The sequence below is a fragment of the Rhodococcus sp. PSBB066 genome, assembly GCF_017068255.1.
Classification (GTDB): Bacteria; Actinomycetota; Actinomycetes; order Mycobacteriales; family Mycobacteriaceae; genus Rhodococcus; species Rhodococcus aetherivorans.
The window spans coordinates 1,716,653-1,731,333 of sequence record NZ_CP070859.1 but is presented as its reverse complement, the minus strand read 5'-3'; the positions used below and the strand labels follow the sequence as shown (position 1 = coordinate 1,731,333).

The following is a 14,681-nucleotide window of genomic DNA, read 5'->3' as shown; positions in this document are numbered from 1 at the left end:
CTCCCCTGTCCCCCGACCGGGCGCTGCTCCAGCAGTCGGAATCATCGGAGGAACAGCCATGGTCTATCTGCGCTCCATCCTGGACGCACCGCACCGGTATTCGTCGTCGCTGCTCGACACCGCGCTGTTCGACGACTTCTCCGGCGACGGGACCCGGGTCTGCATCGACGTCGACGAACCGCCGGGCGGTCCCGTCGTGGTGCAGGTGTCAGGGAGCGTCGACGAGGGCGCCGCGCCGGTGCTGCACTCGTTCCTGCGCGAGGCCGTCGTGCGGGGTCGAGGCGTGGTACTGGACCTGTTGCAGGTCACCGCCGTCGAGTGCGACACCGCGGCACTGCTCGAGCGGGCCGAGTCGCTGCTCCGCGAGCGGGGCGCGAACATCACCGTCGCCGGCGGTGCGGCGGTGCGGCGCGCGGTACGGGACGCGGGATTCGAGGACCGGATCGCGTGCTTCGACACCTTCGGTCCGGCATTCGAGGCGGCACACCGCGGGTGCGACCTCCGGACCGCGGCACGGCGGGTGCAGCCGTGACCGCCAATGTCGTCCTGCTGCTGTTCGTGCTGGCAGCAGGCATCGGTGGCACCGCAGCGTTGCAGGGGGCGCTGCGGCGCCGCCGCTGACTTCACACCTTCCGGACGGCCGTGTGCGGTGCGTCGTGCGCGGGCGTGTGCTGTCCGCGCCGAGGCCGTTGGCCGATCGCCCGCCCGTTGATAGTGTTCTGCGTCACCTACCTCGGTCGCCGAGACCTCGGGGAACGGAGAAGCGCGATGCACGACGAGCACGTCGACGTTCTGATCGTCGGCGCCGGACTCTCCGGGATCGGCGCGGCCTGCCATCTGCAGGACGAATGCCCGGACAAGAGCTACACCGTCCTCGAGGCGCGCGACGCCATCGGAGGCACCTGGGACCTGTTCCGCTACCCGGGCATCCGCTCCGACTCCGACATGTTCACCCTGGGGTACTCGTTCCAGCCCTGGACCGAACCAGAAACCTTCGCCGACGGCCCGTCCATCCGCGACTACGTCCGTCGCACCGCGCGGACCCGCGGCATCGACGAGAAGGTCCGGTTCCACCATCGTGTGGTCCGCGCCGAGTGGTCCACGCCCGAGGCCCGCTGGACCGTGACGGCCGAGCGCACCGACACCGGCGAGCGCATTCGTCTCACGTGCGGCTTCCTGTTCGTCAACTCGGGCTACTACCGCTACGACGAGGGATTCACCCCCGAACTGCCCGGCGTCGAACGGTTCACCGGCACGCTCGTGCATCCGCAGCACTGGCCCGAGGACCTGGACTGCGCCGGCAAGCGCGTTGTCGTCATCGGCAGCGGCGCCACCGCGGTGACCCTCGTCCCGGCGCTCGCGGAGTCGGCCGCACACGTGACGATGCTGCAGCGCTCCCCGAGCTACGTCATGTCACGGCCTTCGATCGACCCCGTCGCCGGTGCGCTGCTCGGCCGGGTGCCGTCGAAGATCGCCTATCCGATCGTCCGCTGGGCCAACGTGCTGGGCAGCATGGCCTTCTTCCAGTTGAGCCGGCGCCGGCCGGCTCTGGTCAAGAGGCTGCTGCGCAAGGGCGTGCTGAGCCACCTGCCCGCGGACTACGAGGTGGATGTCCATTTCCGGCCGCGGTACGACCCGTGGGACCAGCGGGTGTGTTTCGTTCCCGACGGCGACCTGTTCAAGGCCCTGCGCGAGGGCCGGGCGACGGTCGTGACCGACACGATCGGCACGTTCACGGAGAACGGAATCCGGCTCGCCTCGGGGCAGGAACTCGAGGCCGACGTGGTCGTCACCGCGACGGGACTGAACCTGCTCCTGCTCGGCGGGATGGCCGTACGCGTCGACGGTCGCGACGTGGAGATGGGAAAGACGCTGGCGTACAAGGGGATGATGCTCTCCGGTGTCCCCAACCTGGCGTTCACCGTGGGATACACCAACGCGTCCTGGACATTGAAGGCCGACCTCGTCGCCGGATACGTGTGCCGCCTGCTGCGGCACATGGACGCGCGCGGGTACGCCTACTGCACCCCGACCGCTCCCGCCTCCACAACGGCCGCGTCACCGCTGGTCGATCTGGCGTCCGGGTACGTACTGCGCAGCATCGATTCGCTCCCCAAGCAGGGCCCCGCGGCTCCGTGGCGACTGTTCCAGAACTACGTCCGTGACCTGGTGATGATGCGCCGCGGCGGGCTCGAGGACGGCGCCATGCGCTTCTCCCGGGCAGCGGTCCCGACAGCGAAGCAGCCGGCCGCCTGAGGCCCCCGTACGGAATCTCCGAGCATCCCGGGGCCCGCTTCCGCGGATGCGCATGTCCGCGTATCCGCGAGGAATCTCGCTGCCCGCCCGATCGAAAGTAGCAGCGTAGGTGGGCGGTTCCCAGCCGAGCGCGACACCATCCGGATCCGCCGCATAGACTGCCGGTGGAGGAGGCGGTCGACCCTCCCCTCCCCGGCGCACAGTTCCGCAACCGCGGCAATTTCCAGGGGCGGAGAGTGACATATGCAAGTTGGTGCCCTGTTCGGCAGGTATCGCCTGGACCGTCCACTGTCGGTGGATGCGACCGGCGAGGTGTGGGCCGCGTTCGACACGATCACGCATCGGCACGTCGCCGTGCGGGCGCTGCCGCCGGAGGCGACCGAGGACGACGACTACCGCGCTCGTTTCGAACGGGAAGCCGAGATCGCAGCGCGCATCCGGAACCCGCATGTGGTCCCGATCCACGACTTCGGGCAGATCGGCAGCCGGCTCTTCCTCGCAACGACGATCGTCCAGGGCACGAGCCTGCAGGCGATGCTCCGGGCCACCGGCGCAATGGAGGTGCCGCGCGCGGTCGACGTCGTCGAGCAGCTGGCGTCGGCCCTCGAGGCCGTGCACGCGGCCGGACTGGTCGAGCAGGAGGTGACGTCGGCGAACGTCCTCGTGCAGGACGATGGGCTGATCTGCCTCACCGATGTGGGGTTCCCCCCGCATCCCGGCGCGGCGTCGGGCGTCTACGGCCTGACCACCGTGCTGTACGAATGCCTCACCGGCCGACTCTTCCAGTCGTCGAGCGGACCGACGTTGCCACCGCAATCGTCGTCGGTGCTCTCGACCCTGCCCGCCGGTATGGTCGACGTGATCGCCCGCGGAACGGCAGCCGAACCCGCGCGGCGTTACGGATCGGTGGGCGAGCTGGCCGCTGCCGCGCGCACCGCGGCAACATCGCAGCGACCCGCCCACAGGGCCTCGACCGCGATCGTTCCGGTCGACTGGAGCCGGCGCATCCTGGTCGCAGGCCTCGCGCTGGCGGCGATCATCGCCGTTTTCGTCGTCGGCAGCATGGCACTCGGCGCGATATCGCCCTCGTCCGAGGGCGCCGACCCCGCTCCGCTCCCGATCGCGGCGCGGCCGGCCGCGCCGACACCGTCGCCACCGACCACCCCGACAGGTGCGGACGAGGTGCCGCCGGAACCAGCGACACCTCGGACGGAAGCTCCGGCCGCCGAGGCTCCTCCGCTTCGGGAGGCGGCCCCACCGGCACCCACACCCCGATCCGCACCGCAATCGCCACCGGCACCGGCACCGCCACCTGCACCGGCACCGCCACCGCCGGCGCCCGCGCCGCAGGTACTGCCCTGCTACCCCGGCTACGAGCACACCCCGCCACCGGACGGACCCTGCCTTCCGGCCGGCTCACCCCCCGCACCAGCCCCGGCACCGCCGGCGCCCGCGCCGCAGGTACTGCCCTGCTACCCCGGCTACGAGCACACCCCGCTACCGGACGGACCCTGCCTTCCGGCCGGCTCACCCCCCGCACCCGCCCCGGCACCGCCGGCGCCCGCGCCCGCGCCCGCGCCCGCGCCGGCGCCGGCGCCGGAGATACTGCCCTGCTACCCCGGCTACGAGCACACCCCGCCACCGGACGGGCCGTGCTGGGCCCCCGCGAGCCTGCGGGGCCCGACCGGCGACGGGTGATCCCGGTGAACCGTCCGCTCGCCGTCGGGCCGAATGTCACACGCATTCAGTTCAATCGAATGCATGTGACATTCGGCCGCCCACTCGGGGTCAGAGGCGGGCGCCCGTCGTCGCCGAGAAGAAGTAGACCTCGCCCGCCTGCGGGAGCAGGTGCACCCGCTCGCCCGGACCGATCGGGACGCGTCGATCCACCCGCACCACGACCTTGCCCGACGCGCTCGACCAGTCGGCCGGCTCGGCGGCCGTCGCGTGGACGAACGATTCCGCGCCGAGTTGCTCGACGAGGTCCACCGTCAACGACAGGGTTCCGGAACGCCACGCCCCGACGGGGGTCCACGCCTCGGGCCGCACCCCGACGACGATCCGCTCGGCATCGACGTCGGCCGGTACGGCGACCCGCAGACTGCCGAGCACGGCCGCGCCGTCGCGGACGGGCGCGTCGAGCAGGTTCATGCCGGGCGACCCGATGAATCCGGCGACGAAGGTGTTGACCGGGTTGTCGTACAGGTCGCGGGGCGCGGCGACCTGCTGCAGGCGGCCGCCGTCGAGGACGGCCACCCGATCCCCCATGGTCATCGCCTCCACCTGATCATGGGTGACGTACACGGTCGTGGTGCCCAGCCGACGTTGCAGTCCCGCGATCTGCGAGCGTGTGCTGACCCGCAACTTCGCGTCGAGGTTGCTCAGCGGTTCGTCCATGCAGAACACCGCGGGCCGTCGCACGATGGCCCGGCCCATCGCCACGCGCTGCCGCTGCCCGCCCGAGAGCTTGCCCGGTTTGCGGTCGAGCAGCGGCTCGAGCTCGAGCATCCGCGCGGCTTCGAGCACCCGCGCCGACCGTTCCGCCTTGCCGACGCCGGCGTTGCGCAACGCGAAACCCATGTTCTCCGCCACCGTCATGTTCGGATACAGCGCGTAGTTCTGGAACACCATCGCCACGTCGCGTGCCTTGGGCGGCAACCCCGTCACGTCGGCTCCTCCGATGTCGATGCGGCCGTCGTCGACTGCCTCGAGCCCGGCGAGCATCCGCAGGCTCGTGGATTTCCCGCAGCCCGACGGACCGACCAGGACCAGGAACTCCCCGTCCGCGACGTCGAGGTCGAGCCGGTCCACCGACGGCCGTTCGACGCCCGGGTAGCGGTGGGTGACGGTCCGGAAACCTATGTTTGCCAAGGCTGTTCCTACAGGTTCGGGGTGATCTGGCGATCGATGATCTGCTGCAGCTGACGGGTGACGTCGCCGAACGCCGTCGTCACGTCGGCGCCCTGGAGGGCGATCTGCTCGAGGCCGGTGCCGATGATCTGGTCGCCGCCGGGTACGAAGACGCGCGCGTAGTCCTGCGAGCGGGTACGCGCGAGTTGGTCGACGGCGGTACGAGAGTTGGGGTTCTGCTCGAGGAACGCCTTCATGTCGGGGTTCTCGGTGGCGGACTTGCGCACCGGCATGTAGCCGATCCGCTGCGAAAAGTAGGCGGTGTTCTCCCCGTTGGTGACGAAGTCGATGAACTTCAGCGCGTTGCGCTTTCGCTCGTCGGAGATGTTCGCGGGGATCGCCAGTCCGGCGCCGCCGGTGGGGCATCCCGGAGTGCCGTCGGGGGCCGGGAGGAACGCGGTGCCGAAGTCGAACGCGGCGTTCTTCGTGATGCCGGACAGGTCGCCGGTGGAGGCGATCGTGGACGCGATGATCCCGGCGGAGAAGTCGTTGGCGATGTCCGTGGAGACACCCGCGTATTTCCCGGTGTGGATCATGTCCTTCAGGAACTGTCCCGCGGCGATCGTCTCCGCGTCGCCGAAGCGCAGCCGCCAGCCGTCGGAGTAGGCACCGCCGAACGTCCAGATCGGTCCTTCGAAGGTCCAACCCAGGTAGTCCTTGGCGTTGCCCCAGCCGTGCGCCAGCTTGCCTGACCCGACGGCGCGTTGCAGTTCGGGCCCCCACTCGGAGAACTCCTGCCAGGTGGCGGGCCCGCGGTCGGGCAGTCCCGCCTGCCGCCAGACGTCGCGGTTGTAGTAGAACAGCGGGGTCGAGCGGGCGTAGGGCAGCGCGAAGTGGCGGCCCTCGAAGAGGTAGTCGGCCAGCAGGGAATCGACGTAGTCGCCGGTATCCACGCCGACCTCGGTGAACAGGTCGTCGAGCGGCGTGATCGCGCCGGCGAGCGCGTAGTTGAACCACCACACGTCCGACAGGACCACGACGTCGGGCAGATCGCCCCCGGACAGGGCTGCGTTGAACTTCTGTGACACCTCTTCGTAGTTCTTGCCGCCGTCGACGAGGTCGACGGTCAGGTCCGGGTACTTCGCCTGGAACCGGGCGATGAGTTCCTTCTCCACGTCCTGGGACTTGCCCGGGTGGTTGGACCAGAACTTGATCGTGTTCGTATCGGAAGCGGACCCCGAGGTGCCCGCCGACCCGGACGAGCCGGTGCCGGCGCACGCGGCCAGCGCTGCGCTCGCCGCGACCACCCCGGTCAGTCCCAGAAATCCACGCCTGTCGATGTTCACGAAGTTGCTCCTGGAAGAGTTCAGCCCTTGACCGCACCGGAGGTGAGGCCCTTGATCATGTGTCGTTGCAGCGCAAGGAAGACCACGAGGATCGGCAGCATGGCCAGCACCGTGCCGGCCATCACCGGACCCCAGTTGGTGACGCCGTCGTTGTTCTGCAACTGGGTCAGTCCGATCGGCAGCGGGGCCACCGACGCGTCGTCGGCCATGAGGAACGGCCACAGGTATTCGTTCCACTCGTTGACCACGGTGATGAGCGCGAACGCGACCAGGGTCGGGCCGGACACGGGCAGCACGACCCGCCACAGCAGACGGACGTGCCCGGCGCCGTCCATCCGTGCCGCCTCGATGATCTCCGCGGGAATGGACAGGAAGTGGTTGCGCAGCAAGAACGTTCCGAACGCGACGCCCGCGAGCGGCACGATGATCCCCTGGAAGGTATTGCGCCATCCCCATTCCGCCACCAGCGCGTAGTTGGAGATGACCGTGATCTGGTTCGGCACCATCAGGGTGGCGACGATGCCGAGGAACACGAGATTCTTGCCGGGGAACCGCAGGAACACCAGACCGTAGGCGCTCAGGATGCCGAGGACGAACTTCACGCTCGACAGCACCGTGGTGATGATCAGTGAGTTCCGCAGGAACGTGCCGAACGGCACCGAGGTGACGGCCTCCGTGTAGTTCTGGGGATGGAACACGCTGGGCCACCAGGTGACCGGCAGCGTGTAGATGTCGGGCCGCTGCTTGAACGACGTCACCACGATCCAGTACAGCGGCAGCGCCACGACGAGCAGTGCGACGACCATCGCGGCGTAGGCGAGCACACGGATCGCGCGCTCCCGACGCCGGTACGGCTCTGCCGCCGTCGGCTCCGCACGTACGATCCGGCGGTCCAGAAGCGCCGTCATCCCACGATCTCCTTGCGCGCCACCGGCCGGATGTCACATTCCGTCGATGGGACCGAACGCGTGTCACATTCGGCCCCGCGCCCGCGCCCGCGACGGCGAAGACGGGGGCCGCGGACGGGGCGCGGCCGGTCGTCGCGGTCCATGAGACGCACCTGGTACACCGTGACCGCCAGCAGTACGAGGAACATGACGGTCGCGACGGTGGCGCCGTAGCCGGCCCGGAAGTTGCGGAAGGACTCGTTGTAGACCTGGTAGACCATCGTGGTGGTTCCGGTGCCGAGCGGTCCGCCCCGGGTCATCACGTTGATGATGTCGAAGACCTGGAACGAATTGAGCAGCACGGTGATCGACAAGAAGTAGGTGGTGGGCCGCAGCTGCGGCAGGAGTACGCGCCGGAAGGCGGTCCACGACGAGACGCCGTCGATCGCGGCGGCCTCGGAGAGTTCGGGGCGCAGGCCCTGCAGGGCGGCGAGATAGATGACGAAGGTGTAGCCGAGGTTCTTCCACAGGTAGGTGAGGGTGACCATCACCAGCGCCCAGGCCGGATCCTGGTAGAAGTCCGGGGCGCCGATCCCGACCCTGTCCAGCAGGTCCTGGACGAGGCCGAAGTTCGGGTCGAACACGAACTGGAACGCCACGCCCACCGCGGCGCCGGAGATGACGAACGGCGCGAAGAGTGCGGAGCGGACGAGGTTGCGGCCCAGGAGTTTACGGTCCAGCAACAGCGCCAGCGCCAGACCGAGCAGCATGGATCCCGCGACGGTGGCGACGGTGAACACGACGGTGTTGCCGACGATCTGCCAGGTGTCGGCGCGGCCGAACCACTCGCGGTAGTTGCCGAATCCGACGAACGTGGCGGTGGGGCTCGAGATGTTCCACTCGAAGAACGAGAGGCGGATGTTGTCGACGAGCGGCCGGTACGTGAACAGGATCAGCAGCGCGAGATTCGGTCCGATCAGCGTGGCGAACAGCGCGTAGTCGCCCCATGGGCGTCGCGACAGCCCCCGATCGGGTTGGGGCAATACTCTTTCCGGACTCGAGCGCACTGCGGCAGTGTGCCTGCCGCGGGCGAACCGGAGGTTACGCCGGTCTGGCGCCGGCGAGTACTCTCGCCACCCGGAAGGTCACCAGGTGCTCGCCGGCGTCGACCGTTGTCCGGCTAGAGGTTCCAGTCGCCGAGGCCGTCCCAGCCGTTGAGGGTGCCGCCACCGGTGTTCTGCACGATCACCGGGTCGCCCTTCTGGGCGTTCTCGAAGAACCAGCGACCGTCCTCGGTGCTCACGTTCAGGCACCCGTGGCTGACGTTGGTGTTGCCCTGCGCCCACTCGGACCACGGCGCCGCATGCACGAAGATGCCGCTGTTGGAGATGCGGGTCGCGTACTCGACGTAGGTGCGGTATCCCTCGGGCGAGTCGACCGGAACGCCGTACGTGGACGAGTCCATGTACATGTCGCGGAACTTCTCGCCGACGATGTAGGTGCCGTTGGGCGTCTCGTAGCCGGGCTTGCCGAACGACGTCGGCATGGTCTTGACGACCTCGCCGTTGCGGGTGACGGTGATGGTCTTGGTGTTGTCGTCCGCGACGGTGATCAGCGCGTCGCCGACGGTGTACGACGACTGCGTGCCCCCGGCGTTCACGGTGACCTGGGTGTGGGCCGGCCAGAACTCGAACGGCCGCCACCGCACCTGCCGGTCCGAGGCCCAGTAGAAGTGCCCGGACACCGGCGGGTTCGACGTGACGGTGATGGCGCGCTCGGCGGCCGCGCGATCGGTGACGTTCTCGTCGAAGCGGATGATGATCGGCTGGGCCACGCCGACCGTCTCACCGTTCGACGGGTTGATCGACGGGGCCGAGAACGGCGGCGGCGTGGGTGCGACGGAGTTCGAGCCGCCCGGAAGCCTCTCGACGAGTTCCTGCACGCTCGGCAGTTCGGGCCCGCCCGGCCACAGGGGTACCGCGGCGGCGGGTCCCGTCATGGTGAGCATGGCGGCGCCGGCCCCCACCAGCGCGGTGGCGACACGGCCGGACCAGCGACCGGCGCGGCCACGACTGCTCGGCCGACCCTTCTTCTCGAACATTCGACAACCCATCGTTCGTTCGTGCCGTCGCACCCACGTCCGCCCCGACAGCGACGACTTGGCGAACCCATTAGACACAGCTCCCCCGCAAGCGGGCAATTCGACCATGCCCGCCCGGACCACCCCTCGCGGGCTCGCGCCCAGGTCAGGACTCGATTCGAGAGGCGGCAAGGAGATCGGCGACAGCGACGAACTTCACGCGAGAGCGACCCGCGGCGCCGCCCCGGGCGCGTTCCTGCTTGTCGATCTGCTGCCAGCCCCGGTAGTCGACGTACTCCGGCCGGCGCTCGGAGACCAGCGCCGCGAGCTTCTCCCGGTCGGCGACGGGTGCGACGAGCCGGCCGGCCACGAAATCCTGGACCAAGTGCTCGACGGTCTGGGCGGAGCACTGCTTGTTGGTGCCGATGACGCCGGTGGGTCCGCGCTTGATCCAGCCGGCGGTGTACACGCCGGGCAGCGGCTCGTTCGTCTCCGGGTCCACGACCCGGCCCTCCTCGTTGGGGAGGATGCCGCGCTGGTCGTCGAACGGCAGGTCGGCGACGGGGGCCCCGCGGTAGCCGACAGAACGCAGGACCAGGCCGGTGGCCAGGGTCTCGGTCTGCCCGGTGCGGTGCGCCTCGAGCCGGCCGTTCGCCTCGACCAGTTCGGTGCGTTCGAGGGTGATCGATTCGACCCGGCCGTCACCGCTCAGCTCGACAGGGGCGGCGAGGAAGCGCAGCACGATCCGCTTGTTGCCCTCGGTGGGGCGCCGCTGGGCGAAGCCCTGGACCTGTTCGACCTTCAGCGCGATCCGCGGTTCGGCGGTGGGGTCGTCGACGAGGGCGCGGCCGGCCGGGTCGAGTTCGGCCTCGGCCGGGTCGACGACGACGTCGACGCCCGTGAGCTGACCGAGGGCCAGCAGTTCCGGGTTGGTGTAGGCGGCCTGGGCGGGTCCGCGGCGTCCCACGACGACGACCTCGCGGATGTTCGACTCGCGCAGGGCGGCGACGGCGTGGTCGGCCATGTCGGTCTTCGCCAGCTCGTCCGGGTCCATGACCAGTGCCCGCGCCACGTCGAGGGCGACGTTGCCGTTGCCGACGATCACCGCGCGTTCGCCGGACAGGTCGAAGGTGCGGTCGGCGTAGTCGGGGTGTCCGTTGTACCAGGCGACGAACTCGGTGGCCGCGTGCGAACCGGGCAGGTCCTCGCCGGGCACGTCCAGGCGCCGGTCCCCGGCGGCGCCGACGGCGTAGAGCACGGCATGGTGGTGCGCGAGTAGTTCCTCGTGGCTGATGTGGGTGCCCACCTCGACGTTGAACCAGCACTGGCTCTTCTTGTGGCCGAGAGCACTACGGAACAGCTCGCCGACGGCCTTGGTGCTCTGATGGTCCGGGGCGACACCTGCGCGGACGAGGCCGTACGGGGTGGGCAGGCGGTCGAAGATGTCGACCTCGACACGGGCCCGGCCGGTCAGCTCCAGCGCGGCGTAGCAGGCCGCCGGCCCCGAGCCGACGATCGCCACCCGCAGGGTGCCGAGCTCGGCGGGAATCTTGGTGCGGTCGCGTTCCTCGGGCCAGTCCGGTCCGATCGGGTATCGCCGGTAGTAGTCCTCGGCGATCTTCAGATAGGGCTCGTGCGCGGCGGGCAGCTCGTTGTCGGCGTAGATCGCGTCCACCGGGCATTCGTCCACGCACGCGCCGCAGTCGATGCAGGTGTCCGGGTCGATGTAGAGCATCTCGGTGGTGGCGAACGGCGCCTCGTCGGGCGTGGGATGGATGCAGTTGACGGGGCAGACCTCGACGCACGAGGCATCGTTGCAACACGCCTGGGTGATCACGTAAACCACGGTGGATACCTGCCTGAAGTGCCGGGGGTTCGACGACCCACTCAGACTATAACGTGTTCCAATTCCGGTCGAGATCCGGTTCGCCGCCCCTGCTCTCCCGGCGTGTCCCCCGCCACCGGACCGGACGCGTCAGCCGTCGGTCGGCTCGATGCGGAAGCCGATCTTCACGGTCACCTGGATGTGCGCGACGGCCCCGTCGTCGATGTGGCCCCTGACGTTCATCACCTCGAACCACTCGAGGTGGCGCGTGGTCTCCGCCGCACGCGCGACGGCCTGCTTGATCGCGTCGTCGACGCTGTCCGTCGACGAACCCACCACCTCGATCACCCGGTACACGTGGCTCACAGTGTCGCTCCCTCCGTATCGAACTGCTTCGAACAATCGTGGGGGTAGGCGCCGCGGCACCTTCCTCAGGCGCGGCGGGCCAGGTCGCGCGCCAGCGCGCCGAGCCGCGCGAGGCGCAGATCGCCCAGCGCGATCGGACCGCTGCCCAGCCGGTTCGTCGTGAACGCGAGCGCCAGTCCGGTGTCGAGGTCGGCGAAGGCGCCGGAACCGCCGACCCCGTAGTGGCCGAGCGCCCCGCGCGGCCGCTCCCGGCTGACGAACACCGGCTGGTGGTAGCCGAGCCGCCACGCCATCGGGACCCCGAGCACGTAGTCGCGGCCGCGCACCTGGACCTCGCTCATGGCCTCGATGGTTTCCGGGTGCAGGAACTGCACGCCGTCGATCGTGCCGCCCGCGGCGATCGCCCCGTACATCCGCGCCAGGGCGCGCGCCGAGAACACCCCGTTCCAGCCGGGCATCACCGCGTCGTGCACCGCGGGATCGCGCACCAGCTCGTCGAACTCCTCCGGCATCGCGGCCTCCGCGAGGCCCCGGGTGAGGCTCACCCGGGACAGCACCGAGGCGGTCATCCCCCAGTGCAGGCCGGCGGGATTGATCCGCGGGAACAGCTTGGCGATGCGGTGCCGCTGCTCCTCCGGCACCCGGAACCAGAATTCGGGGGTACCCAGGGGTTCGGCGATCTCCTGCCGGACGGCGTCGACGAACGGCGACCCGGTCACGCGCTGCACGATCTCCGCGACGAGCCAGCCGTACGTGACGGCGTGGTATCCCGGGCCTTCCAGCCGGCGCGGGTCGGGTGGGGCTGCGGCCAGCGCACGCACCGTGGCGTCGTAGTCGACGATGCCCATCCGGCCGGGCCGCAGGTTGCGCACCCGGTGCAGTCCGGCCCGGTGGGTGAGCACGTCCGCGACGGTGACGTCCTCCTTGCCGGCCGCCGCGAACTCCGGCCAGTACCGCGCGACGGGGGCGAAGTAGTCGATCAGGCCGCGGTCGGCGAGCCGGTGCACCACGGTGGACGCCACGCCCTTGCCGGTGGAGAAGGACAGCGACACCGTGTCGCGGTTCCACCGCCGGTCGCGGGTGGCCCAGCCCGCCCAGATGTCGAGCACCTTCTCGCCGTCCAGGTAGGCCGCGAGGGCCCCGCCCCCGTGCCGGGGCAGCCGGTACAGGTCGAAGAAGCGATCCGCGAGCGGCAGGAATCGCCGGTCGACGTGCATCTCGGTCGGCGGCGGTTCCTGTACCGCCGCCGCGCCCCGCACCGGTCGGGCTGTCATCCGTGGTACCTCCCAGTCGACATCGTGCCGCCAGGTTACGTCGCAGCGTCCGGTCCCGAACGGGTTTTCCGCAGGCTCCCGGTCAGGGCGTGACGTACCGGAACGTCCCCAGCACGACGCACCCACGGCCGGTGGTGAGGTTGACGGCGGTCGCGGCGGACCCCTCGCACAGCACCGGGTCGCGCAGGTCGCCGATGAAGGCCTGGGACTGCGGGCCGGCCACGACGACCGCGGTCGCGGGCTCCTCGACGATGCCCAGGGCCAGCGCGTCCTCACCGAAACCGAGCGTGGCGAGAGAACCGCCGCGGGCCTCGCCCGCCCCGGCACCCCCCGAGAGCCCGGCCGCGAGCACCCGCGCCCCGGTGCGCGCGTCGGCGAAGCCGACTCCGCCGTCGCCGTGGGCCCACGCGCCGCTCGGTGCGTCCGCGACCGCGCCGCACGCGGTCCGCCCGTCGAGCTGGGTGACCGAGGCCGCCGAACCCGGGGGCGCCGCACACGTCACCGCCTGCGCGGACGGCGCCGCGACGAGTGCGGCCCCGACGGCCGCCGCCACCACGGCCCCACCACCGAGAACCCGAACCGACTTCCGCGCATCCGCTACCACCGACACGGTGACTGCCTCCTCCGGCCTCGTACCCCGCAAACCGAATCCCCCAGGGGGAGTCTACGGAGACGCGCACCGGTTCACCGGGTCGGCGGGCATCGATGCGGTCACGAGAGGTCACCGCCCCGGTGAATCCCTAGCCGGGCCGCTTGCGGTCGGTGTCGCGGGACGGCTGCACCCGCTTCGGCTCGCCCGGCATCTTCGGATGGGTCGGCGGGTAGGGCAGGTCGCCGAGGCCCGCGGCGGCGTCCCGCTCGGCCATCTCGAGCAGCACGTCGAGCGCCTGCGCGGTCTCGTCCATCGCGGCCATCGGATCGCCGCGGCGCTCGAGCAGGCCCGGCACGGTCGCGATCGTGAGATCGTCCGGGTCGGCGTCGACGAGTTCGTCCCACGTCAGGGGTGTCGACACCGTCGCGATCGGGGTGCGCCGCACCGAATATGCCGACGCGATCGTCTTGTCCCGGGCGTTCTGGTTGAAGTCGAGGAAGATGCGCTGCCCGCGCTCCTCCTTCCACCACGCGGTGGTGGCCCGGCCGCCGCTGCGGCGTTCCACCTCCCGCATCAGGGCGATCCCGGCGCGGCGCACGCCGACGAAGTCCCACTCCGGGACGATGCGGACGTACACGTGCAGGCCGCGGCCGCCCGACGTCTTCGGGAAACCGACCAGACCCAGCTCGTCGAGCAGCGGTCGCAGCACCTCGAGCGCGACCGCGCGGGCGTCGTCGAACGCGGTCCCCGGCTGCGGGTCGAGATCGATGCGCAACTCGTCCGGGCGGTCGACGTCCCCGCAGCGCACCGCCCACGGGTGGAACGTCACGGTGCCCAGGTTCGCCGCCCACACGACGTCCGCCGCGCTGCGCACCCGCAGCACGTCGGCGGTGCGGCCGGACGGAAACGTCACCTCGCACGTCGCGACGTGGTCGGGCCGGCGGGCAGGCACCCGCTTCTGGTAGATCTCCTCGCCCTCGATCCCGTCGGGGAACCGCTGCAGATGTGTCGGCCGCTCCCGCAGCGCCTGCAGCAGCGGCGCCGAGCCGGCCGTCGCGACGGTCCGGTAGTACTCGACGAGGCGGCGCTTGGTGCCGGCCTCTCCGAGCCGGGGGAAGTACACCTTGTCGGGGTTGGACAGGCGGACGGGCACGCCGCCGACGTCCAGTTCCACGGCGGGAGAACGCTTCGCATCGGGCACCGGA

Annotated in this window: 13 protein-coding genes; 3 read left to right on the top strand and 10 right to left on the bottom strand. The window is 70.3% G+C overall.

What is annotated here, in order from left to right:
• Positions 1 to 58: 58 nt before the first annotated feature.
• From JYA75_RS08095 to JYA75_RS08085, 3 genes are all read left to right on the top strand, one after another.
• Positions 59 to 532, top strand: a complete 474-nt coding sequence (locus tag JYA75_RS08095; protein ID WP_006931741.1) for an STAS domain-containing protein — start codon at positions 59 to 61, stop codon at positions 530 to 532.
• 236 nt (positions 533 to 768) lie between these two features.
• On the top strand, positions 769 to 2,256 hold the full coding sequence (locus JYA75_RS08090) for an NAD(P)/FAD-dependent oxidoreductase (RefSeq protein ID WP_203329863.1): 1,488 nt from the start codon (positions 769 to 771) through the stop codon (positions 2,254 to 2,256).
• Between the two features lie 243 nt (positions 2,257 to 2,499).
• The gene (locus tag JYA75_RS08085) at positions 2,500 to 3,954 is read left to right on the top strand and encodes a serine/threonine-protein kinase (protein WP_203329862.1); all 1,455 of its coding nucleotides are present in this window, start codon (positions 2,500 to 2,502) and stop codon (positions 3,952 to 3,954) included.
• Between the two features lie 90 nt (positions 3,955 to 4,044).
• On the opposite strand, the gene ugpC is transcribed toward JYA75_RS08085, so the two are convergent.
• From ugpC to JYA75_RS08035, 10 genes are all read right to left on the bottom strand, one after another.
• A complete protein-coding gene (gene ugpC / locus JYA75_RS08080) occupies positions 4,045 to 5,127 on the bottom strand; it encodes a sn-glycerol-3-phosphate ABC transporter ATP-binding protein UgpC (protein WP_168580157.1) in 1,083 nt (360 codons plus the stop codon).
• 8 nt (positions 5,128 to 5,135) lie between these two features.
• Positions 5,136 to 6,452: an ABC transporter substrate-binding protein gene (locus tag JYA75_RS08075; RefSeq protein ID WP_050035960.1), complete on the bottom strand. Its 1,317-nt coding sequence runs from the start codon at positions 6,450 to 6,452 to the stop codon at positions 5,136 to 5,138.
• A gap of 20 nt (positions 6,453 to 6,472) precedes the next feature.
• Positions 6,473 to 7,360, bottom strand: coding sequence for a carbohydrate ABC transporter permease (locus tag JYA75_RS08070; protein ID WP_065922037.1), 888 nt, complete (start codon positions 7,358 to 7,360; stop codon positions 6,473 to 6,475).
• The gene (locus JYA75_RS08065) at positions 7,357 to 8,382 is read right to left on the bottom strand and encodes a sugar ABC transporter permease (RefSeq protein WP_206531033.1); all 1,026 of its coding nucleotides are present in this window, start codon (positions 8,380 to 8,382) and stop codon (positions 7,357 to 7,359) included. The genes JYA75_RS08070 and JYA75_RS08065 overlap by 4 nt, the downstream gene beginning before the upstream one ends.
• A 137-nt stretch (positions 8,383 to 8,519) precedes the next feature.
• Positions 8,520 to 9,440, bottom strand: a complete 921-nt coding sequence (locus tag JYA75_RS08060) for an Ig-like domain-containing protein (RefSeq protein ID WP_029546319.1) — start codon at positions 9,438 to 9,440, stop codon at positions 8,520 to 8,522.
• Positions 9,441 to 9,585: 145 nt separating this feature from the next.
• Entirely contained in the window at positions 9,586 to 11,265 is a 1,680-nt protein-coding gene (locus tag JYA75_RS08055; protein WP_185713138.1) for an FAD-dependent oxidoreductase, read from the bottom strand.
• A gap of 129 nt (positions 11,266 to 11,394) precedes the next feature.
• On the bottom strand, positions 11,395 to 11,610 hold the full coding sequence (locus tag JYA75_RS08050) for a dodecin (protein WP_006931721.1): 216 nt from the start codon (positions 11,608 to 11,610) through the stop codon (positions 11,395 to 11,397).
• Positions 11,611 to 11,675: 65 nt separating this feature from the next.
• Positions 11,676 to 12,884 (bottom strand): serine hydrolase domain-containing protein, encoded by a 1,209-nt coding sequence (locus JYA75_RS08045; RefSeq protein WP_203329861.1) that lies wholly within the window; start codon positions 12,882 to 12,884, stop codon positions 11,676 to 11,678.
• Positions 12,885 to 12,966: 82 nt separating this feature from the next.
• The gene (locus tag JYA75_RS08040) at positions 12,967 to 13,494 is read right to left on the bottom strand and encodes a DUF6764 family protein (RefSeq protein ID WP_050035963.1); all 528 of its coding nucleotides are present in this window, start codon (positions 13,492 to 13,494) and stop codon (positions 12,967 to 12,969) included.
• Between the two features lie 130 nt (positions 13,495 to 13,624).
• Positions 13,625 to 14,677 (bottom strand): DNA polymerase domain-containing protein, encoded by a 1,053-nt coding sequence (locus JYA75_RS08035; protein WP_006931712.1) that lies wholly within the window; start codon positions 14,675 to 14,677, stop codon positions 13,625 to 13,627.
• Between the last annotated feature and the right edge of the window lie 4 nt (positions 14,678 to 14,681).